Raw genomic sequence first — 24,049 nt, forward strand, 5'->3', positions numbered from 1 at the left:
CAGCCTCTCAATCCATGCTGGTGCCGCTTTCGCCGGGGGCAAGCTGTTCATAGGTCGGAAGCGGTGCTTTGCCAGCCGGATGAGGTTGCTCAGCTGGCGACGCCTGTTGCGGCACGACTTGCTGAACGGCCGGAACAGCCTGATCCTCCTGCCGCAGCGGTTCCTGCACTTCCTGCGGCTGCTCCCTCAGCAAGACCTCGACATCGGAATTCTGCCCGGCGGTCACGTTGAAATCGCGCTGGTAGATCTTGTCCTTGTTGCGGGCGACGGCCGTATACACCCCTTCTGACAGGACCATGGTCGGGAAGGCGCTGACGCTTTCCGCAACGATATCGCCCGATGACGTCAGTACCGACCAAGCCGTATCGGCAATGGCTTCTCCGCCGGCATCCGACACGAGCTTCAGCGTGATCTTTGCGGCCCGATGCTGGATGGTCGCTTCGGTCACCTTGCCGGACTCCACCTGGATATCGGCGCGGATGATCGCGTTGACCTGACCGTATTCCGAAACAATGTGATAGGTGCCGGCACTGATGCCGATAAGCGTGTTCGGCTTGACGTCGGCCATCACGAGACCGCGTGTGCCATCTTCCTTCACGTCGCTCGAATAGATCGAGAAGCTGAGTTCGCCGGGCGGGATGCGCACGTCGGAGCCCGAGACGGCATTGAGCACGATGCCGCCGGCATCAAGCACCATGACCTGCTTTTGTATGGCACCGCTATCAGGCACGGTCAGTTTCTTGGTGACGCCAGCGCGTCCGAAGGAAACGTTGACGAAATAATCCCCTGGAGCGAGCTGAAAATCGGCCGATCCGCCCTTCGAGCTGGCAACCAGCGGCAACTTGCCGTCGGCACCCGGGATCGGACTGAAAACGTACCAGGACAGGCCCTGTTGCACAGCCTGACCATCAGCTGTCATCTTTGCATCGAAGGCAACTTCGCGCAGCTCCGAATTGCTCGGTTTGGCCGCGCCTGGCGCCATGAAGGCGTTAAGCTTCGGCATCTTGGAGGTCGTATCGAGCTGCTTGAATTCCTTGAAGGCGTCCGCAGCAGCAGCAGTCAGCGGCATCACCACCAGCGCGGCGATTGCAAAGCCGATCCGGGCGAGGGCCAAAGTAGCTGACATGCGTTCCCAACCGATTGACTTCTTGAGCGACAAAGGCCACTTCAAGACCAATCCAGTGGCAAATTCAAGACCTGTCCGCCTTGCGCATCTCGACGAAAGCAATTCATCCATGAAAAATGATATTAAGCTGATCGATTATCTTGCGGTCCGCCGATCCATCCCAGCCTTCCAGATGTCCGAGCCCGGCCCGGACAAGACCGAAATCGAGGACATTCTGCGTATTGCCTCGCGCGTTCCGGATCACGGAAAGCTCGCCCCCTGGCGTTTCATCGTCTATCGCGGCGAGGAGCGGAAGCGCATCGGCGAGGAGCTTTTGAAGCTCGCATTGGCGGCAAAACCGGACCTGTCGCCCGAGATGATCGAGGTCGAACGCGCGCGCTTCACCCGCGCCCCCGTCGTTATCGCCGTCGTCAGCAAGGCGGCGCCGCATGTCAAGATTCCGGAATGGGAACAGTTGATGTCGGCGGGCGCCCTGTGCCTCAATCTGCTCATGTCGGCCAATGCCCATGGCTGGGTTTCGAACTGGCTGACCGAGTGGTTCGCCTATGATGAACGCGCCTATCCGCTTCTCGGCGTACAGCCGGGCGAGAAGGTCGCCGGCTTCATCCATATCGGTTCGAGCACCTTTCCGTCGACAGAACGGCCCCGTCCGGAGTTGGTCGAAACCGTAACCTGGGTCGGCGGAGAGTAATATGTTCTATGCGACCGATGCGAACCAGCACGGTCTCGCGCACGATCCGTTCAAGGCCATCGTTGCGCCGCGCCCCATCGGCTGGATCGGCAGCAAGGGGAGCGACGGCTCGATCAACCTGTCGCCCTATTCCTTCTTCAACGCCGTGTGCGATCGGCCGAAGATCGTCATGTTCTCGTCCGACGGGAAGAAGGACAGCGTCAGGAACGCCGAGGAAAGCGGTGTCTTTACCGCCAATCTCGTCAGCCGCAATCTCGTGGAGAAGATGAATGCCTCGTCGATCGCCGTCTCGTACGGCGTCAACGAGTTCGAACTGGCGGGCCTCACGGCAAAGACCGGTACCTTGATAGACGCACCCTATGTTGCCGAGGCGTTTGCCGTTCTGGAGTGCCGGGTAACCGAGATTCTCAATCCGAGGACACTCTCGGGCGAGCCGGCTCTGAATGTCATGGTCTTCGGCCAGGTCGTCGGCATTCACATCGACGAGACGATCATTCGGAATGGGCGCCTGGACATGTCGCTGGCGAGACCTGTGGCTCGCATGGGCTACATGGACTATAGCGAAGGCAGCGAGGTCTTCGAGATGATCCGCCCCAAGCCGCCGCAGAGCTAGGCTCGACGCTGAAGCCTGTCAGGCGGCAAAGACTGTGTTGATGACGGCCGCCTGTTCGGCGCTGATGGCGATCTTGCCGGCAAAGCCATCGCCGCGAGCCGAGTCGCATTCGACGCGGAAATGTTCGATATCCATGGCTGCCGAGGGCGTGTCGATCGCGCCGACACCCGCGGTGCTGGCTCCGAGCAGGGTCAAGGTACGGACGGCTTCGAGGGGAGCTGCCAGACGGCCATTCGATTCATGCAGACGGTTGACGCCGATATTGCCGGCTGCCCGATCGGCCCACCATCCCAGCGCTTCCAATCTCTGCGATTTGGCACGATAGCTGCCGGCCGAAAAGGCGACCCCGGCATGATCGCCGGTCAGGGCCACGATTTTCGTGCGGCCAACGGGAAGCCCTGCCAGAGCTTCCTGAACGGAGATCATAACATCGAGCTGTTGCAGATCGGAGCCACCATCGGCATGCGGAAGGACGATGCCGGCAGGTTCGAAAGGAACCAGAGCCTCGAGATCGCCCTGCAGAAGGTCGCTCCCGGAAGCATGGGTCATGATGTAGAACACCATGGGAGAGGAATGATTTTGCCGCAGGAAATTGGCAGCTGCGCGGCGAGCTTCCTCGGCGTTCACGGCCTGCGCTTGGGACAGGTCGAGGACGAACGCATCGGCATTGCTGGCGAGGCCTTCGACCAGCTTCGTTTCGTTGCCCGCAGGCGCCAGGAACCAGGACCTAATCAAGCGGAACTTCCCCAACTTGGCCTCAACAGGCCCTACGCAGGATGCATTACGTTACGTAAACTACCTTAGCTGGAATTGGGTCCTCCGGGGAGGGGGACCGCCCCATAAACGGTCACATATCTCGGTCAGCGGTTAATGAATATGGTGAACCAATCATAAACTTTTTGAAGGTAACGTGAATGCTGTAGTTGGCGGACAAGGATTGTCCCGCAAGTATTGGGGCGTAACGTGATCGTAGAAGCATTTCTTCGCTGGGCGGAAACCGCCAAGACCGGAGACAGGGCGAAGGCAGCCAATGCATTGGGCCGGGCCTATCTTCAGTCTTCGATGCCTACCGAAGAACGCGCTGCTGCCGAAATGGCAATGACTTATCTGCTCGATGATCCGTCGCCGCGCGTGCGACTGTCCCTTGCCGAAGCCCTTGCCCATTCGGATGCTGCACCACGGAATGTAATTTTATCGCTCGCGGAAGACCAGCCCGAGATCGCCGGCCAGGTCATTATTTCCTCGCCGCTCTTTTCCGACGTGGATCTGGTCGATCTTGCAGCACGAGGCACGAGCGTCACCCGAATTCTCATCGCTTCACGCGGCTCGGTCTCGCGATCCGTTTCGGCCGCACTCGCCGAGGTTGGAGGCGAGGAGGATGTTCTCTGCCTTCTGGAGAACGATGGAGCAGCCATCTCGCGCGCCTCCCTGAAGCGTATAGCCGAGCGGCTTGGCGACTGCTGCGATGTGCGCAGGCTGCTGCTTGAGCGGGAGGACCTGCCTTCCGACGCGCGTCACTTATTGATGCAGCGCGTCAGTGAGGCGCTTTCAGGCTTCAATCTCGTACAGGCAGCGATCGGAAGCCAGCGACTACGCCACATCACCCGCGAAGCCGGCGAGACTGCGACGGTTACCATTGCCGGCGCCGTGCGGCACGAAGATATTCCGGAACTGGTCGAACACTTGCGGCTCTCAGGCCGGCTTACTCCGGCATTCCTGATGCATGCGCTCTGCTCGGGCAAGGTGGATTTCTTTGCGGCGACTATCGTCAGCCTTTCCGGCTGCGACGAACGCCGCGTGCGCTCGATCCTGGGTAACGGCCGCATGCATGCGGTGCGGGCGCTCTACGAATCCGCAGGCCTGCCGCGCGATATCAGCGCCGTCTTCGTGGAGGCCACGCTGCTATGGCGCAATGCCTCCCGGGCCGATGCCGGGTCCGTGCTCGAAAACGTGTCGTCGCGGCTCCTGCAGATATTCCGGCGCAAAGACAGCGTATCCCCAGCCGCAACCGAGCTGATGGACATGGTCGAAAAGCTGCATATTGCTGAACAGAGGCAATCGGCCCGCAGCTTCGCCTCGCTTGCTTCTCTCGCAGCCGCCTAACAGAATCAGCCTTCGGAAGCTTCCCGATGGATACGGAGCTGAAGCTCCGGTTCGCGCTGAGCCTGCTCCTCGGCCAATTCCACTTCGCGAATCCATTCACGCCAGATTGCGACGATGATCGCCATCAGAACCGGGCCGATGAACAGGCCGAGGAAACCCATGGTCTTCACGCCGCCGACAAGGCCGAAGAAGGTGGGCAGGAAAGGCAATTTGATCGGTCCACCAACAAGCTTGGGGCGCAAGGTCTTGTCGACGATGAAGAGCTCGACCGTTCCCCAGATCACCAGACCGATACCGGCGACATGATCACCGTTGGCCAGGAGGTAGATCGCGACAAGCGTAAACGAAAGCGGAGCACCGCCCGGAACGAGCGCCATAATCCCGGTCAGAACGCCGAGCGTGACGGGGGAAGGGACGCCGGCGACCCAATAGGCGAGACCGAGAACGATGCCCTCGCCAATGGCGATGACCGTCATTCCCATGACCGTCGAACTGATGGTGGCCGGCACGACGCGCGAGATGCGCTCCCAGCGGTTCGGCAGGATGCGCTCGCCGATCAGGTCGAGCTGGCGCACGAATGAGGCACCATCGCGATAGACGAAGAACAGCGCGATCAGCATGAACAGAAGCGTCAGCACCACATGGAAGGCGCCGCCGCCGGCTGCCAGCACCGCGCGATAGATATTGCCGATATTGGCGCCGCTGACGACCTGTGCAAGCTCGCCGATAGAGCCGGGATCGCCGATATATTGCGTCCATTGCTCGTCGAGCCACGAGCCGACAACCGGCAGTGCCACGATCCATTGCGGCGTCGGAGCGCCGAAACGGTTGGCATGGACCGCCCAGGCGAACCAGTCGCGCACTTCGCCCGACGTATAGATGACCGCAAAGACGATCGGCAGGACGAGGAAGGTGACAATCAGAATGATCGCGATGGTGGCTGCGATCGTGCGATTGCCGCCTGTACGGCGCAGGAGATCGCTATAGAGCGGCCAGGTGGCAAAGCCGATCACCAGGGCGGCCAGCACCGGAATGATGAAGCCGTAGAAGAAATAGATGGCGGCAAGGGCAATGAAAAGCAGCAGCCATCGAGCAGCCGAAATCGAGGGAATCAGGGCGACCCGCGCCGACGCGGAAGGCCCCAGCCATCTTGGCTCTCTCGGATTCTGTCGTTCGAACATACCCACCCGGCTTCACTTCTTCAGTTTCTTCTTACATGAACCGGTTATGGGCCATGATCTGGGCTGTTTCAAGGGGAACAGCTGCCGCGCGCATATAATACGGCGGCATGACAACATGAAGACTACCGCTGCGAGCAGCAGGTCCTGAACGCATCCAAGCTAAGAGCAGTGCGAAGCCTTATTGAGGACGGCGAACAACCTTGAAGGCGTAGAATTGTGTCTTCTGCGTCGGATTGAAATTGTTGTCGGCCACGAAAATCAGGACGTCGGTTCCGTCCTTGGCCTTGCCCAGCGCCACGCCCTCGACATTGTCCGGCCCAAGGCCGAGCGAGCGCAGATCCATGACCTGAGCCTTCCTGACCGGGACGATCCGCTGGTCTGCCTTGGCGAGCGAAGGAATGTCCTTCACATCGGTCGCGCCGTCGAGATCGAACATGTTGATCACGGCAGAGTTTCCGACGCCTTGCGCATAGCCACGTTCGATCGACAGAAGATGATGGTCATCCAGGGCCAGAAATTCGGACATGCCGAAATCGTTCCAGCCGTCCGGCTTTGCGGCGCCCTGCGGAATCGGCGAAACGGGATAGACATACTGCGCCTTCTGTTCGCCGGTCGCCGCATCGTAGCGGATCACGCGGTCGAGACTTCCGTTGGTGAGTGTCGTCATCGGTCCGTCCTGATAGAGGGCGGATTCGAGGCCGACGAGAAAATCGCCGGAAGGCAGGAAGGTCGTGCTTTCAAAGGCAAGATTATCACGGATGCCCGTGCTGTGATCTGCGGTGGGCGCAAAACCCTGGGGCAGGGTGAATTCCCTGACGAAGCTGCCGTCCGGCTTAGCGACGCGGACGAAGGGCGGCAGCAGCGCCTTGCCGTCGCCTTCGCTGCTCCAATAAATGCCGTCCTTGCCGATGCGGATCGATTCCGGATCGACGGTGCGGATCGCAAAGGGTTCGCCGTTCTTGTCCTTCAGGACCACATGATCGAGGACGGTAACGCCCTTCAGACCGTCCGCGCTGACATCGATGTCGAGATCGTAGAAGCGGGCAGGTGCTTTCTCGGAACGATCGTCGCTGATCGAAATATAATGACCGGTCGCGGGATCGAAATCGATGCCCGAGAGGCCGCCGACCTCCACGCCGCCTTCCATGAAGCCCGTGGGGATATCGAATTCGCCGAGATAGGAGAGGCTTATCCCGGCTTTGCAATCGCCGAACGGGCAGGGCACGTCGATGGTCTGGCCGATCCCGGTGGCGTAAGCGCTGGCGTTGAACAACAGAACAAGAGCACTGGTCGTCAAAAAGGGCTTAAGCATGGAAGGGTCCGGCAACATTGGATCAAAGGGAACGCCGGATGACAGAGAACCGGCAGCCCATCTATGCACTGCCTTGTGACGCCTTTGTTACGCCGCGCGGTCCTGCCGATAAATTGATTGCCGACCCAGCCAAATCTTGGCTGGGCAGCGAATGGCGGATTGATCCGCTCCCGTAGGCCTCGAACTCAGATATCGAGATTTTCCGCAAATGCCGCCCGCTCCTGAATGAAGCGGAAGCGGGCATCGGCCTTGGTGCCCATGAGATTATCGACCGCGTCGCGCGTGCCTTCGAAATCGACCTCGTCGATCGCCACCTTGAGAAGCGTGCGCTTCGAGGGATCCATGGTCGTTTCCTTGAGCTGCGCCGGCAGCATTTCGCCGAGGCCTTTGAAGCGACTGATTTCGATCTTGCCTTTGCCCTTGAACTCGGTGTCCATCAGCTCCTGGCGATGGCCATCGTCGCGGGCATAGGCGGATTTTGCGCCCTGCGTGATCTTGTAGAGCGGCGGCACGGCCAGGAAGAGATGGCCGCCGCGGATCAGCTCCGGCATTTCCTGATAGAAGAAGGTAATCAGCAGCGAAGCGATGTGAGCGCCGTCGACGTCGGCATCAGTCATGATGATGATGCGTTCGTAGCGGAGATCCTCGTCGCGGTATTTAGACCGCGTACCGCTGCCGAGCGCCTGGATCAGGTCCGAGATCTGCTGGTTGGCAGACAGCTTTTCGCGGCCGGCGCTGGCGACGTTCAAGATCTTTCCGCGCAGGGGAAGGATCGCCTGGTTGGCGCGATTCCGCGCCTGCTTCGCCGAACCACCTGCCGAGTCACCTTCGACGATGAAGAGTTCGGCGCCTGCCGCCGTATTCTGCGCGCAGTCGGCGAGCTTGCCGGGCAGGCGCAGCTTGCGCACCGCCGTCTTGCGGTTGACTTCCTTCTCCTTGCGGCGACGCAGGCGCTCCTCGGCGCGCTCGATCACCCAGTCGAGAAGCTTTTCGGCTTCGGCCGGATTGTCGGTCAGATAGTGGTCGAAGGGGTCGCGGAGCGCGTTTTCAACAATGCGCTGAGCCTCGACGGTCGCAAGCTTGTCCTTGGTCTGGCCGACGAATTCCGGCTCGCGGATGAAGACGGAGAGCATGCCGGCGGCCGAGATCATCACGTCATCGCTGGTGATCTCCTTCGCGCGCTTGTTCTGCGTCAGTTCGGCATAATTCTTCAGGCCGCGCAGCAGGGCGAGGCGGAGGCCCGCCTCATGCGTGCCGCCTTCAGGCGTCGGAATCGTGTTGCAATAGGAATGGATTTGCGGATCGCCGCCATACCAGGTCACGGCCCACTCGAGCGAACCATGACCGCTGGTCTTTTCCGTTTTGCCGGCGAAGATCTCGCGGGTGACCGTGAATTCCTTTCCCATCGTCGCTTGAAGATAGTCCTTCAAGCCACCGGGGAAGTGGAAGACTGCCTTGTCCGGTATGTCGGAATTTTCGGGCAGAATTCCCTCTTCGCAGCTCCAGCGGATTTCGACACCGCCGAAAAGATAGGCCTTCGAGCGCGCCATGCGGAAGACGCGGGCAGGATCGAATCTGGCATGATCGCCAAAGATCTGCGGATCCGGATGGAAACGAACGCGCGTGCCACGGCGATTATGGACGTCGCCGAGCTCTTCCAGCCCGCCCTGCGGCAGGCCACGCGAAAAGCGCTGGCGATAGAGCTTGCGATTGCGGGCAACCTCGACTTCCAGATCGTCCGACAGCGCGTTGACGACAGACACACCGACGCCGTGCAGACCGCCCGAGGTCTCGTAAGCCTTGCCGTCGAACTTACCGCCCGCATGGAGCTTGGTCATGATGACTTCAAGCGTGGACTTGCCGGGGACCTGCGGGTGGTTCTCGACTGGGATGCCACGGCCGTTATCGGTAACGGTCAGATAACCCTGACGATCGAGATAGACTTCGATAAAGTTGGCATGTCCGGCAACAGCCTCGTCCATCGAGTTGTCGATGACTTCAGCGAAGAGATGATGCAGCGCCTTCTCGTCCGTACCACCGATATACATGCCGGGACGCATGCGCACGGGTTCCAGACCCTCAAGCACGCGGATGGCAGAGGCGTCGTAGGTGTCGGAAGAGGACTGAGCCGGAGGTGCCGGACGCGGGGCAGGGGCGGCGGCAGCCTTTTCGACTGGCGCTGGGGCTTTTTCTGCCGTTTCCTGTTTCGGAGAAACCGGCAATCCGGCAAAGAGGTCGTTGCTTTCTTCCATGGGGTCGTTCAGATCTTCCTAGAGGGCCGGCGGTCGCGCGGGATCGCGCCGAACCCCAAAATCACCGCATTTGATGTCACGTTTGCGAATCAGACAAATTTTGCCAGAAATCGCCCGAAAGCGCGACGCCGCCGGTTTGGCGGAATAAATTTGAAGAAGATGTGCGTTGCCGGGCGTTCGATAGCAAGCCTCGGACGCAGCAAGGGAAGCGTTCACATGCAAATGTCCACAATTCATTTCGTCATTATCGCTGCAATTGTGGCCATTCTGCCGTTCGCCGGCAGCGCCGGCGCGACTGACGGCGCGCTGAAACCCTTCAAAGACGAGCTCTTTTCGAAACAGACTGTCATCGAGAGCCACGACAACGGCGCTTTCGAGACGATCGACTATCAGGAAATGCGCGATATCAACGGCCGCGATGAAATCCCCGAGCGGCGGGTCAAGGGTCCCTACGTTTCGCTTGGCGTGCGCTGGAAGCAACAGGATCAGACGCTGACATTGGGCGATCGTAAGGTCGATGTATCCCGAACGGGGCTCGACGCGAAACAGGCCTTCACCGTGATTTTCATTCACGGGCGGGGTGGCGACCGGAGGCTCGGCTCGAACGATTACACCTTCGGCGGCAACTTCAACCGGCTGAAGAACCTGGCAGTCGACAATGGCGGTACCTACTATGCGCCAAGCGTGAAGACCTTCGACAGCGATGGTGTCGCCGATATTGCGGCGCTGATCCGATATTCCTATGAGCAATCAGGCGGAAAGCCCGTCATCCTGACCTGCGGCTCCATGGGCAGCTTCATCTGCTGGGGGATTACCCGCGACGGCGAAAGCGTGAAACGGCTGAAGGGCATGGCGATCCTCAGCGGCGTCACCGATCCGGATTTCACCAAGAGCGTCTTCTACAAGTCCAAACTGCCGCTCTGGTTTGCACAGGGGAGCCGAGATCCGGTCTATCCGCCAGCTGCCCAGGAGGCGCTGTTCGAGCAGCTCTACAAGGGTGGCTACCCAACCCGGTTCACGCTCTACCAGACCGGCAATCACGGCACACCAATACGCATGACGGACTGGCGAAAGATGCTAAACTGGATCCTCGCAACTAGCCGCTAGAGACTATTTTCGTAGATCGTAAATTTTCAAACGATTTGAATTCCTTAGGCAACTTTCATTTTCACGGCGGTTTTGTTAGTCCGACTAAGAGCCAGGGGAGTGAAGCGAAGAATGACAACAAAAATGCGTCCGCTCGTTGCGGGGAACTGGAAAATGAACGGCACTCGGGAGTGCCTGACCCAGATCAAGGCGATCGCGGAAGGAGTAAAGGGACCGCTTTCCGAAAAGATCGAGGCGCTGCTTTGCCCGCCGTCGACGTTGCTCTACGTCTCGACGGCACTCGCCGACGACAGTCCACTGGCGATTGGGGCCCAGGACTGCCACCAGGATCGCTGTGGCCCGCATACCGGTGACATTTCCGCCGATATGATTGCCGACTGCTTCGGCACCTATGTCATCGTCGGCCATTCCGAACGCCGGACGCATCACGGAGAAACCGACCAGCTCGTTCGCGCAAAGGCCGCGGCTGCCCATGAAGCCGACCTGACGGCGATCATCTGCGTCGGCGAAACGGCGGAGGAGCGCGCAGACGGCCGTACGCTGGATGTGTTGAACAAAGAGATATGCGCTTCGGTTCCAGAGGGAGCGAGGGCCGGCAGGACCGTCATTGCCTACGAGCCCGTTTGGGCCATTGGTAGCGGCCACACGCCTACGGCTGCCGACATCGAGGCAGCGCACGCATTCATGCGAGCCAGGCTAGTGGAGCTCTTCGGAGCGGAAGGGCAAAAAATGCGGATATTGTACGGCGGCTCGGCCAATCCGACCAATGCGCGCGACCTGATCCGCATTCCGGAGGTCAATGGGCTTCTTGTCGGCGGTGCGAGCTTGAAAGCGGCGGACTTCCTCGCCATTTACGGTGCATACGAGCAACTTCCGGCCTGATCGCCTGAACTCTCATCTACTCCCCAGTCAAAAAGACTTGGAATAGATGAAAGTCTCATGTAAAGAGCCGCCAGCTTTTCTTCATTATGCCCGCGTAAGTGGGCAGGACTGGATCTATGCAAACCGTACTGCTTGTCATCTATCTCATGGTTGTCATCGCCTTGATCGGCGTCGTGCTGATCCAGCGCTCGGAAGGCGGCGGGCTCGGTATCGGCGGCGGATCCGGCTTCATGTCGGCTCGCGGAACGGCAAACGTCCTGACGAGAACGACCGCAATTCTTGCAGCGCTGTTTTTCGTTCTGGCGCTCGGCATGAACGTGCTCTCTCGCTTCGAAGGCCGTCCGACCGATATTCTCGACCGGATTCCGGCAACGAGCGGCCAGGGCAACGGCATTCTCGATTCGCTTGGTGGCAACAAGGGCGCTCAGCCGGCAAACGGCCAGGCTCCCGCTCCGGCCGGCAATGGCGTTCCGAATAGCGGCGATGCCGCACCTCAGGCTCCGGCGGCGGGACAGCCCGCTCCGGCAGGCCAGGCACCGGCTGCGACCGCACCGGCGCAAGGCAACTCCGGCGTACCGACAGGTCAGTAAGCCGAGAGTTCAAGAAATCATCTTCCGGCAGGTCTCAGGATCTGCCGGTTTTCTTTTGTCGACGTTCCGCTTAGCTTCCAAAAAATCCGGAAAGGAATTTTTGGGCTGGCGGAATCATTTGTTAAAAGGTATCCGGTGACTCCCATGGCGCGATATGTATTCATCACTGGCGGCGTGGTTTCTTCTCTTGGAAAAGGAATTGCGGCCGCGGCTCTCGGAGCGTTGTTGCAGGCCCGTGGTTATCGGGTCCGGCTTCGCAAACTCGACCCCTATCTGAACGTGGATCCGGGCACCATGAGCCCGACCCAGCACGGCGAGGTCTTCGTCACCGACGACGGAGCGGAAACCGACCTCGATCTCGGTCACTACGAACGCTTCACCGGCCGTTCGGCGACAAAGACCGACAACATCACCACCGGTCGCATCTACAAGAATATCATCGACAAGGAACGGCGCGGCGACTATCTCGGCGCCACCGTTCAGGTCATTCCGCATGTGACCAACGAGATCAAGGATTTCGTCACCGAGGGCAATGATGACTACGATTTCGTCATCTGCGAAATCGGCGGCACGGTCGGCGACATCGAAGCCATGCCCTTCATGGAAGCGATCCGCCAGCTCGGTAACGACCTGCCGCGCGGCACCGCAATCTACGTCCACCTGACGCTGATGCCCTATATTCCGGCGGCCGGCGAATTGAAGACCAAGCCGACGCAGCACTCCGTCAAGGAACTGCAGGCGCTGGGTATTCATCCCGATATCTTGCTGGTTCGCGCCGACCGCGAAATTCCGGAGGCAGAGCGGCGCAAGCTCTCGCTCTTCTGCAACGTGCGGCCGTCTGCCGTCATCCAGGCGCTCGATGTTGCCAACATTTACGACGTGCCCATGGCCTACCACAAGGAAGGCCTTGACAACGAAGTTTTGGCCGCATTTGGCATCGAGCCGGCACCGAAGCCGCGTCTGGAGCAGTGGGAAGAGGTCTGCAACCGCATCCGTACGCCGGAAGGCGAGGTGACGATCGCGATCGTCGGCAAGTACACCGGCCTCAAGGATGCCTACAAGTCTCTGATCGAGGCACTCCATCACGGCGGCATCGCCAACCGGGTCAAGGTCAAGCTCGAGTGGATCGAATCGGAAGTGTTCGAGAAGGAAGATCCGGCGCCCTATCTCGAGAAGGTCCATGGCATTCTCGTTCCGGGCGGCTTCGGCGAGCGCGGCTCGGAAGGCAAGATCCATGCGGCCCGCTTCGCCCGCGAACGGCAGGTGCCGTATTTCGGCATATGCTTCGGCATGCAGATGGCTGTGATCGAAGCGGCGCGCAATCTCGGCGGCGTGGAAGCGGCATCCTCGACGGAATTCGGCCCGACCAAGGAGCCCGTCGTCGGTCTGATGACCGAGTGGCTGAAGGGCAACGAGTTGCAGAAGCGCACTGCGTCGGGCGACCTCGGCGGGACGATGCGCCTTGGCGCTTACAGGGCCGCCCTCAAGAAAGATACGAAGATCGCGCAGATCTACGGTTCGACCGATATCTCCGAGCGCCATCGCCACCGCTACGAAGTCAATATCGACTACAAGGACCGACTGGAGAATTGTGGCCTGATCTTCTCCGGCATGTCGCCTGACGGCATCTTGCCCGAGACGATCGAATATCCGGATCATCCCTGGTTCATCGGCGTTCAGTACCATCCGGAACTGAAATCTCGCCCGCTTGATCCGCATCCGTTGTTTGCAAGCTTCATCGAAGCGGCATTGGAACAGAGCCGTTTGGTCTAGGCCTTTCCCGGACATTTAGATGTATGAGACACAAAACCCGGCGAAAGCCGGGTTTTGCTATTTCCGGTGGCACCTAATCTTTTCAATTCTCGAGCGCGCTCTGACGCTGTCGATGACAGTCTCGCCGAGGGGACCTCATAGGTTGACGGTGCCGGGAGCGCATAGGATCACTTCTCGGTGTCAGCTTCGGTGCGACGCGGGAATCCGCCTTGCTCCAAAAGGCTAAAAGGCTACAACGGCTTGCAGATCCGCGGCGCGTGACGCATCATCCGGTCTCGAACGGCCGTGACAGCCCCACGCGAAGCGGCACACCGATCAGAGGGAATGACCATGGACGGGAAAATCGGACTGGTTCGGATCGCGTTCGCCGTGGCTTTATGTGCATTCGGAGCCCAGGACGCGCTGGCGCAATCTGCAGCCAGTTGTTCGCTTCAACCGGTCAACGCGACGACACGGCTGACGTTGCATTGCGGCCGCGGAATAAGCATCACGGCGGAAAGCGGCGCACGCTTCCAGTTTCTGGACCGCAATGGCGACGGCCAGATCGACGCGGCTTCGCTCGATGGCAAGGCCATCGTGCTCGACGTCGATAGCGCCCGCGTCAAGGGCGGCTTTCAGGTGGTGACGCCCCAGGCGATCGCGGCGGTGCGAGGAACTCGTTGGGCGGTCGACGTTCAGAGCGACAAGACGGCTGTGCTCGTGCTGCGCGGACGTGTTTCCGTGCGCCGCTCGGACCAAAGAAACGGCGTCGTGCTTGGCGTCGGGCAGGGGGTGGATGTCCAGTCAGGCACTAGCACGCCGTTGACCGTCAAGCGCTGGCCCACGGCGCGCGTCAATGCGCTGATGGCAAGGCTGGGTCAATAACGCACAATGCGAAAGCCTCCACTACTGACCTTGGTCGCGGCCCTCCTCGCGGCCTCATGGGGCGCCAGCCTTGGCGTGCTGCATCTCAGGGGCGACATACCAGTCGTCGATGGTGTCGAAGCGACGCTGACGAATTTCAGGACGACGCTGCTTGGGCGACATACGCCCCCTGACATCGTCACCATAGTCGCAATCGACGACGATACAGCGCGACAAGCCGGCGCCTATCCCCTGCCACGCGCAACCTTGGCCAAGATCGTCACCGACATCCAGAAATCGAAGCCCAAGGCGATCGCGCTCGACATGCTTCTTGTCGACGCGGGACCGGAGGAGGGTGACAAGGCCCTGACAGATGCACTGGGCCAGGGAAACACTGTCCTTGCGGCCGCGGCCGTCTTTCCCGAGAGCCGGCAGCAGATTGCAGATACCGGCGAGAACCTGCTGACTGGCCTTCCGAAGGCCAGCGAACTACTCCTGCCGCAACGGCGTTTCACGGACGCGGCTGCGGTTGGTTTCGTCAACGTGCAGACAGACAAGAGCGGGGCACCGCGCTTCGTGCCGATGTTTCTGCGCAGCGGCACCAGCATAGTGCCCTCCTTCCCGCTGCGCGTGGCCACGCTTGCAAGCGGCGCCGATCCCGTTATCGAGCCGGATGGTATCCTGCTTGGAAATCGCGAAGTCGGAACGGATATCGGCCATATGCTGCCGCTATCCTTTTACGGCCCGCGAGGCACGATCCGCACCGTCAGCGCCACCGCTGCGTTGAACGGACAGATTCCCGAAAACGTCATCAAGGACCATATCGTGGTCATAGGAGCGACGGTTACGGGTGGCGGCGACGTGTTTCCGACGCCCTTCGACCCTGTCTTTCCCGGCGCGGAGGTCGTCTCGACCGCGATAACCCATCTGATGGCTGGCGATGGACTGGTTCGCGATCATAACGTCAGGCTCATCGATGCGGGGTTGGCGGTCGCCTTGTCCGTCCTGTTGATCGGGCTTCTTGCCTGGCAGCGCAGTGCTATCGGTATTGCCACCATCTTGAGCGTCATCTTCCTCTGGGCGATGGTGAATTTGGCCGCATTCGCACATGGCATCTGGCTTTCGGCAGCACTGCCCATGGCGGCGGCGGGGCCGCCGGCGGTCCTTTTCGGCGCAGCTCAACTTCTCCTCGGCAGGCGCCAGGCGCATCATTTCGCGCAGCAGAGCCAGCTTTTGCAGCGCGTCCAGGCGCCGGGCCTTACGGAGTTCCTGGCCCGCAATCCCGATTTTCTGACCCAGCCGGTCCGGCAGGAAGCAGCTGTCGTCTTCATTGACATCAACGGCTTCACCGGCTTGAGCGAAACGATCGGTCCGACGGCAGTGCGGGAATTGCTGAACGACTTTTACAATCTTATCGATGATGAAGTCATCGCCAACAACGGCGCCATCATCAGCTTCATGGGTGACGGTGCCATGATCCTGTTCGGCCTGCCGCAACCGGGACCGCAGGATGCAACAAACGCCTTGCGCTGCTGCGTCAGGCTTGCCGACCGTACGCGGCGCTGGCTTGAAGGGCTTCCGGAAGCGACAGCGTCGCGCATCGGTTTCAAGATCGGCGCCCATTTCGGTACCATCGTCGCCTCGCGACTAGGCGGCGGCAGCCGACAGCAGATCACAGCGACAGGCGACACTGTGAACGTCGCAAGCCGGCTCATGGAGGTTGCTGCCCATTTCGGCAACGAGGTTGCGATCAGCGACGAACTTCTCAAGGTTGCCGGTCGTGACAGCGAGCCTTTTCAAACCGGCACCCTGGATGGACCAATGGAAACCCAGCTTCGTGGTCGAGCAGGTTCGATTGCGGTGTGGCTATGGAAAATATAGGGCCGCAATGCGCAATCGCTTGCGGCCTCTAACAGGTTTTACACCGCGATAGGCTCTTCGCCGACGGAATCCAGCAACTGCTGAAACCGCGGCAGGCTACGAAGCGGATCAAGGTCCGAATCGTTGCGGAACCAGTAGAGATGATAGCTCGAGCTGTGCGGGAGCAACGTCTCCAGAAGATCGAGTGCGCGATCCAGATCGCCCAGCATCGAATAGACGCAGGCGATGTTGTATTGGGCGACGATATCATCCGGATCGATCGCCAAGGCACGTTCCGCCCATTCCCGGGCACGTTCCTCATCTCCCATATGCGCCAATGCCAAGGCGCCACGATGCGCAGGGCCGGAGTTCTCGGGGCTGAGGTTCAAGGCACGCTCCGCGCGCTCGAAACCGACCCTTGCCCAGCGTTCCTGCTCGACCTGCAGCCCCAGTGAGCGATAGGCGCTCATCAGATGAACCGGCGTGAGGTAGTCATCTTCCCTGATAGCAGCGGCGCGTTCGAAATAATGCACGGCTTCCTGAAAGCAACCTTGCATGAAAAAGACGCGGGCATAATGGAAATTGGCCTCATAAAGAGTGGGGTCGATTTCCAGAGCGCGTTCGAAGGCAATGCGCGCTTCCTCGTCTCGGCCGCTCTGATGCAAGGCCAAGCCGTAGGAAGCCTGTGCCTCGGCGAGATTGGGGTTCAGTTCCACCGCCTTGGCGCTCGCCTTCATGATGCATTCGAGCGGGAATTCCTGGGCATTCCAATCCCTGAGTGCCGCATCGCAGGCGGCGATACCGGCATAGGCGCCGGCATAGCCGGGATCCAGCTGAACCGCTTTCAGGAACATCCGCCGCGCCAGTAGAAGATAGGTCCTTGTCCAGCTATGCGAGAACTGCCGCCCTCGGAGATAGTAGGTGTAGGCTTCCACGTTGGCGGTGGGTTCGCTCTCGATCGCCTTTTTCTCGTCCGGCAGCAGCTTGACCTTGAGCTGATTGACGATCGCATGGGTGATCTCGTCCTGAATGGCAAAGATGTCCGTCAGGTCACGATCATAGCGATCCGCCCAGATGTGGGCGCCGTTGCGGGCGTCGATCAGCTGACCCGTGATGCGAACGCGACGCGCCGCCTTGCGCACGCTGCCTTCCAGCACGTAGTGGACGCCGAGTTCCTGCGCCACCTGCTTCACCTTCACGGACTTGCCCTTGTAGGTAAAAGCGGTGTTGCGGGCGACGACGTGCAGCCCCGATATTTTCGAGAGATCGGTGATGATATCTTCGGTAATGCCGTCGGAGAAATATTCCTGCTCCGGATCATCGCTCATATTCGTGAACGGCAAGACGGCAACCAGTCGCTTGCCACCACCCTGGGCCGCAAGGTAGACGGCAGCCGCGCGCCGGCGATGCGACGACGGATCGCCAAACGAGATCGTGTAGACCCGAACACCCCGGGCAATATTCTTCAGGAAATGCTCACCGCGGTCTTCGAACGCGAGATCAAGACGGGAGCCGATCTGATCGTGCACGGAGGAGGAGATGGCGATGCCATTGGGCTCGGCGATGCTTTCCAGCCGTGCGGCCACATTGACACCGTCGCCAAAGATATCGCCGTCCTCGACGATCACGTCGCCAAGGTTGACACCAATGCGCAATTCGATGCGGCTATCCTGCGGGATATCCTTGTTGCGCTCGACCATGCCGCGCTGGACTTCAGCTGCGCAGGCGACGGCGTTTACGACGCTTGGAAATTCCACGAGCATGCCGTCGCCGGTCAGTTTGACGATGCGTCCGCGATGGTTTGCGATCGTCTTGTCGACCAATTCGGCACGATGAGCCCTGACCGCTGCCAGCGTGCCGGCCTCGTCCATGCCCATCAATCGGCTGTAGCCGACGATATCAGCAGCGAGAATCGCAGTGAGACGGCGTTCCAAGAGCCCTCCACATCCATCCTGCGTCCCAAAGGAACAATCTATTCCGATGTTATCCCAATGTCGTGCATTTTCCATGTGTGCACCACCGGCTGCGAAAATCAACCAAGCGGCGCTGATAGCATCGAATGCCACAGCTCGCGAGATCGCATTTAGGATTAATCTTTTTGGAACAAGGGCTATATAAGCACGAATTTCTCTAACCCCTTTCGGTCATAAAACCTCGAATCCGGGGCCAGATACGTGGTTTTAACGTTGCTAAAACCACGGGGAAAAAGCGACGAATCCGGTGAATTGGCGCGCACAAAATCGAGAACGCGCCCTCTATGACCGCATTTGGGGGATGGAATCAGCAACTGCTCGGTCAGGACGCGGTGAGCAGAGAGCAGGCGCCGAATCGCTCCGGCGCCTCGAATCGTCTCTCACGCCGCCTTCGGCATGGGACCGACGTAACGCGACTGCGGGCGGATAAGCCGGCCCTCGAGTATCTGTTCGCGGGCGTGGGCGATCCAACCGACCGTGCGCCCGATCGCAAAGACCCCGGTGAAGGATTCACGCAGGAAGCCGAGCGCATCGAGCAGCAATGCCGTGTAGAATTCGACATTCGTTTCCAGCGGCCGATCGGGCTTGCGTTCCTTCAGAAGCGCAAGTGCCGCGACCTCGACCGCTTCGGCCAAAGCAATGCGCTCGGCATCGACCTGGCCACCGTCGATGATGGGTTTCAAGGCTGCTTTGAGAGCATCGGCACGCGGATCTCGGACACGGTAGATGCGATGGCCGAAGCCCATGAGGCGCTCACCGCGATCGAGCTCGTGGGCAAGCCACGTGCGCGCCCTGTCGGGGCTGCCCACCGCATCCAGCATGTCAAGCACCGGTCCCGGCGCACCTCCGTGCAGGGGGCCCTTCAAGGCGCTGAGCGCAGCGAGCACAGAAGAGGTGAGACCTGCGTGCGTGGAGGCGATGACCCGAGAAGCGAAGGTCGAGGCGTTCAGTCCGTGGTCGGAGATCGTCACCAGATAGGCATCAAGGCCTGCCGTCTGCTCCGGGGTCGGGGCGACTCCGTTCATCATGCGCAGAATATCCGCAGCCTGAGACAGCGCGGCGTCAGGTTGGATTGCCTGTTCGCCGCGCTTGAGGCGCAGAACCGCCGGCAGGAATACGGCCGAAGCCGCCATCAGGGTTACGGCCGTCGCAAGGTCGTCTCCATCGGCCACGCGCGCCATCAGCGCCCGCATGGCATCGACGGGGGGCAGCGCGAGGAGCGTCGGGTCTGCCGCTTCCACATGGCTGAACAGAGCCACTCGCGCAGCGCCAAGCAACATCTCGAGACGCCGGGCGTCAAAATCCTCCTGAAACAGGCCGCCGAGCAGCAGCGCCGCGACACCCTCGTAGCGGCTGGTCGCCACCAGATCGTCCAGCGATACGCCGCGAATGATCAGGCGTCCCGCTGCACCATCAACATCGGAAAGCTGGGTTTCGGCTGCGACCACGTCATCAAGTCCACTTTTCATTGCCATTCTCCTTTGACTTTCCCTCTAGATCGGCACAAATGATATTGACGTCAATCTTGATGAAATTGATCAATGTGAGGTTCCATGACCTGGCTGACGGCTGAACAGGCGCTTATCCTGCTCGGAACGAAATCCCAGACGCTTTATGCCAATGTCAGCCGCGGTCGCATCCGCGCCAAACCCGATCCTTCGGACACGCGACGGAGCCTCTATTTCGGCGAGGACGTCAACAAACTGGCGGCCCGACACCCAGGACGACGCAAGAGCGAGGCGGTGGCGGAGGAAGCATTCGCTGGGGCGATCCGGTGCTGTCTTCTGCCTTATCGACTGTCACCGATGGGAGACTTTTCTACCGCGGTCGCGACGCTGCCCGGCTCTCAGAGGGTTCGACGCTGGAAGAGATCGCCTGCCTGCTGTGGGATATGAAGCGACCTTTGCGGCTCGATGGAAAGGTCTCGCAGATGGCCGAGCCGAAGCTTGCCACGGCCTTCGGTGCGCTGGCACATCGAGCGCCCAATGATCTCCCGTCTCTTGGGCGATCCGCCGTTGCCCTGCAGGCGGAAGCAGAGGATGTCTTGATGACCGTTGCCGATGCTCTGGCGCCGGGAACCCACGATATGACGCTGGATCAGCGCCTGGCAGAAAACTGGAAGCGTCCCGAGGCGGCCGATCCTATCCGGCGCGCGATGGTGTTGCTTGCCGATCATGAACTCAATGCCTCGACCTTCGCAGCGCGGATTACGGCATCAGCGGGCGCCACGCTTTCCGCCGTCGTGCTATCCGGTCTTTCGACACTGACCGGACCGCTTCATGGCGGGGCTTGGCGTGGCGTTTCGGGTTTGGTCGATACGGCTACTGCGATGGGTGCAAGGGAGGCAGTTCAATCCTACCTGGCGCAAGGACAGTCGCTGCCTGCCTTCGGCCATCCGCTTTATCCGGACGGGGATGTTCGCGCACAGGCGCTATTACCGCATATTCCTCTGCCGCCTATCTTCGCGGAACTTCAGGCCGCAGGGGAGGAGATGGTTGGGGAACGGGGAAATATCGACTTTGCCCTGTCGGCGCTGGCTGACGTCTTCGACCTGCCGAGAGATGCGCCGCTGACCATCTTCGCTCTCGCCCGTACCGTGGGTTGGCTTGCGCATGCCATGGAGCAGGTGACCAGCGGCAGGCTCATAAGGCCCCGTGCCCGCTATGTGGGTCCGTCACTTGAGGTGTAGTGGAATAGCGGCTCAGCCTTGCCCGACAGCGTCTCTATTGCGCTGCGATAGCGCCGCCCAGGTGACGGGCATGCGCCCTGTCACCAAAAGGTGAATCGTGCCGATCGCAATCAGGCCCACGACGATGTTGGCCACGACGAATAGAACTGGTGCGAGCACGGTGATCAGCCCTGTATCGCCGCGATCGATGAGACGGAGCGGCGCGGAGGCGAGGGCTGTCGCGCCGAAGGTGAAGGCCCAGTAGGACGGGGCGAAGGGCTCCTGCCTGATCCAAGGATATAGTCGGAGCAGGATCAGCGCCTGCAGAACGGCATAGCCGACCATCGCGTGCACGATAATGTCAGGAGGCCCCTGAGTGACGCTGAGATAGGCGACCGCGCCGACCGGAGCCGGCGCAAGCTGGACGCCGAGCGTCGGGCGCATCGGCGGCGGCAGTGCTACGGTATAGAAGCGATGCAGCAGTACGGATTCGATCGCCAGCCAGGTAAAGATACCGGCGCCGAAGGCATATTGTCCCCAGTCGGGGTGACCGATGGCTCCGGCAATGATGGCAGTGACGAAACTTCCAGCAACCGCCGGCAGATAGAGAACGGGTGTCGTCATGGCGTCCTGCCGATCACCCTGCCAGAGGCCCCCCGTGCGCCAGACGGCGAAGAGCAGGGTATAGAGGGCGCCGAGACCGAACAGGACTTCGGCGCCTCCGTGCGAGTAGGGCAGAAGCCCGCCCGCAGCAAGCATGGTGGCGACGCCCACCAGCCCGATGAAACAGCATTGAACGGGATGGACGACCTCCTTGAGGGCTTCCTCGCGCGCCACCAGCCATTTCAGGGCAAAGAGGATGATCAGCAACGCCCAGACGGCGATCGCGACAAAGGTGATGATCTCACCGATGAGAGCCGGCAAATGCCAGACCTGATGCGCAAGCCGCCATGCAGTTCCGAGACCGGCAAGTCCCAACACCATACCAAAGAACGCGGCCGGGACGAGCGGCACCTTCACAGCGGACATTACCAATTCTCCTAGAATGCAAGACCCCAAGATATGGCGTCTTAGACGCCTTCATAGATAAGCTGCGTGAAGAAACGCGGCGTTATCACGAATTTTCCCCAGGTAGCATCGTATCGTGACGTTGGCTTTGCGGCCACCACTTCCTCAAGAGAACGTCCCTGTTTCTTCAGCTTTGCGACATTGTCGCGCGAATGCGCAAGCATGTCGTGGAAGGCCACGAGTTGTTTGTGGTTGCCAACGGGGCCGTGGCCGGGGATCACGACCGTCTTGCTGGTCGTTGCCTTCACATTGGCGGCGGCTGCCTTGATCATACCGTCGATATTTCCGCCCGTGGAATAATCGATAAACGGATAGATGCCATTCCAGAACGTATCTCCGGTGTGCAGGACGTCGGCTTCCTCGAAGGTCACGGAGATATCACCGTCGGTATGTGCCGGATCATAGTGCTTCAGAATGATGGTCGCCCCATTCCATTTGAGGGTTCGTTCCGAATTCATCAACGCAGTCGGCAGGGCGGCAGGAGGCAAGGCGGGAAAATTGAAATTCCAGTCCTGAACGCGCTGCGCGGAAGAGAGATGTGTCAACGTATTCTGCTGCGCGATGATCTCGGCACCTTCGGAATGAAGCCACTCGTTTCCATCCGTGTGGTCGAAATGCCAGTGCGTATTGATGAGGTGGGTAATGGGCTGGTCGCCAAGGTCGGCAAGGGCCTTTTCGATACGAGGCCGTGTTGCCGTGATGCCTGCATCCACCAGCACCTTGCCGTCGTCGCCCGTCAGCACCGCAATGTTGCCGCCGGAACCGGACAGGACGTTGACACCGCCTTTGAGCTTGCGTGTGTTGATCTGGGCTTTTGCGGCCTCATCGCGGATCATGTCGACGATATTGCCGGCGGCGGCAAAGACCTCGGCTGGAGTCAACCAGGCTCCGGTCGCAGCAAAGGCGGCGCCGCCGATGCAGCACAGGCAAAAGCCTCGGCGAGACATGCCGGATTGGTGATGATTGTTCATGATGTTTTCCCCCAGGGAATGCTTGGTGCGTTTATGCTTCGAGAGACCGGCGCCCTGCAGCGCCGGCCTTCAGCGATCAGGCCTTGAGAAACGCAAGCAGGTCGGCGTTGAACTTGTCCTTTTCCGTCGCCGTCAAACCGTGTGCTCCACCGGGATAGACCTTGAGCGTTGCGTCCTTGACGATCTTGGAAGCGATGCGGGCGGCTGCAACGATCGGGACGATCTGGTCGTCGTCGCCGTGAATGAAGAGCGTCGGAATGTCGAACTTCTTCAGGTCTTCCGTCAGGTCGGTCTCGGAGAATACCTTAACGCAATCGTAGGAGCCCTTGATGCCGACTTGCATGCTCTGCAGCCAGAACTGCTCGCGCAGACCTTCACTGACCTTGGAGCCTTCACGGTTCGCGCCATAGAACGGGAAGGCCAGGTCCTTATAGAATTGCGAACGGTCACCGGCGACACCGGCGCGAATGCCGTCGAATACCGAGAGCGGCAAGCCCTCGGGATTGGCCTCCGTCTTCAACATCAGCGGCGGAATGGCGCCGACCAGCACAGCCTTCGCCACCCGGCTCGTGCCGTGACGGCCTATAAAGCGGGTCACTTCGCCGCCGCCGGTGGAATGGCCGACCAGAATGATATCCTTCAGATCGAGAGCCTCGATGACTGCAGCAAGGTCATCGGCATAGGTGTCCATATCGTTGCCGTCCCAGGTCTGGCTGGAGCGACCGTGGCCGCGGCGATCGTGGGCGACGGCGCGGTAGCCGTTGGAGGCAACGCAGAAGAGTTGGTCGTCCCAGGCATCCGCATTCAGCGGCCAGCCATGGCTGAAAACAACCGGTTGTCCCTTGCCCCAGTCCTTGTAGAAAATCTGGGCGCCATCCTTCGTGGTAATCGTCGGCATAGTGAAACCCCTTCTTGTCCAGTTGGTTAGGCGAGTTGCGACTCAAAAATCGAATGAGAATCGGGAGTACGGGCAATAGAATTCGGCGTCGGAGGCGTGACGTTCCGAACGCCTGAACCGATCATTGTCGATATCGGC

The 24,049-nt window shown here is 60.2% G+C and carries 19 protein-coding genes and 1 pseudogene; 10 read left to right on the top strand and 10 right to left on the bottom strand.

The features are described from left to right. Positions 1-7: 7 nt before the first annotated feature. A complete protein-coding gene (locus tag EV561_RS23150) occupies positions 8-1,126 on the bottom strand; it encodes a hypothetical protein (RefSeq protein WP_132524850.1) in 1,119 nt (372 codons plus the stop codon). A 109-nt stretch (positions 1,127-1,235) separates the two neighbouring features. Here EV561_RS23150 and EV561_RS23155 point away from each other — a divergent pair, with 109 nt between their 5' ends. Both EV561_RS23155 and EV561_RS23160 read left to right on the top strand, forming a co-directional pair. After that, the gene (locus EV561_RS23155) at positions 1,236-1,817 is read left to right on the top strand and encodes a nitroreductase (RefSeq protein ID WP_132524852.1); all 582 of its coding nucleotides are present in this window, start codon (positions 1,236-1,238) and stop codon (positions 1,815-1,817) included. A gap of 1 nt (position 1,818) precedes the next feature. Continuing rightward, the gene (locus EV561_RS23160; protein WP_132524854.1) at positions 1,819-2,430 is read left to right on the top strand and encodes a flavin reductase family protein; all 612 of its coding nucleotides are present in this window, start codon (positions 1,819-1,821) and stop codon (positions 2,428-2,430) included. Positions 2,431-2,448: 18 nt separating this feature from the next. Here EV561_RS23160 and EV561_RS23165 read toward each other — a convergent pair whose 3' ends face one another. Beyond that, entirely contained in the window at positions 2,449-3,165 is a 717-nt protein-coding gene (locus EV561_RS23165) for an aldolase/citrate lyase family protein (protein WP_165927885.1), read from the bottom strand. Between the two features lie 228 nt (positions 3,166-3,393). On the opposite strand from EV561_RS23165, the gene EV561_RS23170 reads away from it, so the two are divergent. After that, positions 3,394-4,533: a DUF2336 domain-containing protein gene (locus EV561_RS23170; RefSeq protein WP_132524858.1), complete on the top strand. Its 1,140-nt coding sequence runs from the start codon at positions 3,394-3,396 to the stop codon at positions 4,531-4,533. A gap of 5 nt (positions 4,534-4,538) precedes the next feature. On the opposite strand, the gene EV561_RS23175 is transcribed toward EV561_RS23170, so the two are convergent. From EV561_RS23175 to parE, 3 genes are all read right to left on the bottom strand, one after another. Further along, positions 4,539-5,720: an AI-2E family transporter gene (locus EV561_RS23175; protein WP_188079979.1), complete on the bottom strand. Its 1,182-nt coding sequence runs from the start codon at positions 5,718-5,720 to the stop codon at positions 4,539-4,541. Positions 5,721-5,892: 172 nt separating this feature from the next. Continuing rightward, on the bottom strand, positions 5,893-7,026 hold the full coding sequence (locus tag EV561_RS23180; protein ID WP_132524862.1) for an esterase-like activity of phytase family protein: 1,134 nt from the start codon (positions 7,024-7,026) through the stop codon (positions 5,893-5,895). Between the two features lie 185 nt (positions 7,027-7,211). After that, positions 7,212-9,278, bottom strand: coding sequence for a DNA topoisomerase IV subunit B (parE, locus tag EV561_RS23185; protein ID WP_132524864.1), 2,067 nt, complete (start codon positions 9,276-9,278; stop codon positions 7,212-7,214). 216 nt (positions 9,279-9,494) lie between these two features. Here parE and EV561_RS23190 point away from each other — a divergent pair, with 216 nt between their 5' ends. The 6 genes from EV561_RS23190 (at position 9,495) to EV561_RS23215 (ending at position 16,354) form a co-directional block, all read left to right on the top strand. Next, positions 9,495-10,385, top strand: coding sequence for an alpha/beta hydrolase (locus EV561_RS23190; RefSeq protein ID WP_132524866.1), 891 nt, complete (start codon positions 9,495-9,497; stop codon positions 10,383-10,385). A 111-nt stretch (positions 10,386-10,496) separates the two neighbouring features. After that, positions 10,497-11,267 (top strand): triose-phosphate isomerase, encoded by a 771-nt coding sequence (gene tpiA / locus EV561_RS23195; RefSeq protein ID WP_132524868.1) that lies wholly within the window; start codon positions 10,497-10,499, stop codon positions 11,265-11,267. 116 nt (positions 11,268-11,383) lie between these two features. Beyond that, a complete protein-coding gene (gene secG, locus EV561_RS23200) occupies positions 11,384-11,857 on the top strand; it encodes a preprotein translocase subunit SecG (RefSeq protein ID WP_132524870.1) in 474 nt (157 codons plus the stop codon). A gap of 144 nt (positions 11,858-12,001) precedes the next feature. Further along, positions 12,002-13,630, top strand: coding sequence for a CTP synthase (locus tag EV561_RS23205; protein WP_165927886.1), 1,629 nt, complete (start codon positions 12,002-12,004; stop codon positions 13,628-13,630). Positions 13,631-13,960: 330 nt separating this feature from the next. Beyond that, the gene (locus tag EV561_RS23210; RefSeq protein WP_245512854.1) at positions 13,961-14,494 is read left to right on the top strand and encodes a FecR domain-containing protein; all 534 of its coding nucleotides are present in this window, start codon (positions 13,961-13,963) and stop codon (positions 14,492-14,494) included. A gap of 6 nt (positions 14,495-14,500) precedes the next feature. After that, the gene (locus EV561_RS23215) at positions 14,501-16,354 is read left to right on the top strand and encodes an adenylate/guanylate cyclase domain-containing protein (RefSeq protein WP_132524876.1); all 1,854 of its coding nucleotides are present in this window, start codon (positions 14,501-14,503) and stop codon (positions 16,352-16,354) included. Positions 16,355-16,392: 38 nt separating this feature from the next. On the opposite strand, the gene EV561_RS23220 is transcribed toward EV561_RS23215, so the two are convergent. After that, a complete protein-coding gene (locus EV561_RS23220) occupies positions 16,393-18,267 on the bottom strand; it encodes an adenylate/guanylate cyclase domain-containing protein (RefSeq protein ID WP_165927887.1) in 1,875 nt (624 codons plus the stop codon). A gap of 419 nt (positions 18,268-18,686) precedes the next feature. Beyond that, the gene (locus EV561_RS23225) at positions 18,687-19,775 is read right to left on the bottom strand and encodes a citrate synthase/methylcitrate synthase (protein WP_132524880.1); all 1,089 of its coding nucleotides are present in this window, start codon (positions 19,773-19,775) and stop codon (positions 18,687-18,689) included. Between the two features lie 84 nt (positions 19,776-19,859). Between EV561_RS23225 and EV561_RS23230 the strand changes: the two are divergent. Continuing rightward, positions 19,860-20,995, top strand: a pseudogene (locus EV561_RS23230) (citrate synthase). A gap of 12 nt (positions 20,996-21,007) precedes the next feature. Here EV561_RS23230 and tehA read toward each other — a convergent pair. From tehA to EV561_RS23245, 3 genes are all read right to left on the bottom strand, one after another. Continuing rightward, positions 21,008-22,003, bottom strand: coding sequence for a dicarboxylate transporter/tellurite-resistance protein TehA (gene tehA / locus EV561_RS23235; protein ID WP_132524882.1), 996 nt, complete (start codon positions 22,001-22,003; stop codon positions 21,008-21,010). A gap of 41 nt (positions 22,004-22,044) precedes the next feature. Further along, on the bottom strand, positions 22,045-23,013 hold the full coding sequence (locus EV561_RS23240) for an MBL fold metallo-hydrolase (RefSeq protein WP_132524884.1): 969 nt from the start codon (positions 23,011-23,013) through the stop codon (positions 22,045-22,047). Positions 23,014-23,089: 76 nt separating this feature from the next. After that, positions 23,090-23,911 carry an alpha/beta hydrolase gene (locus tag EV561_RS23245; protein WP_132524886.1) on the bottom strand — a complete coding sequence of 274 codons (822 nt, stop codon included), beginning with the start codon at positions 23,909-23,911 and terminating at the stop codon, positions 23,090-23,092. Between the last annotated feature and the right edge of the window lie 138 nt (positions 23,912-24,049).

Origin of the sequence: Rhizobium sp. BK376 (assembly GCF_004341625.1) — a bacterium.
Lineage (GTDB): Bacteria > Pseudomonadota > Alphaproteobacteria > Rhizobiales > Rhizobiaceae > Rhizobium.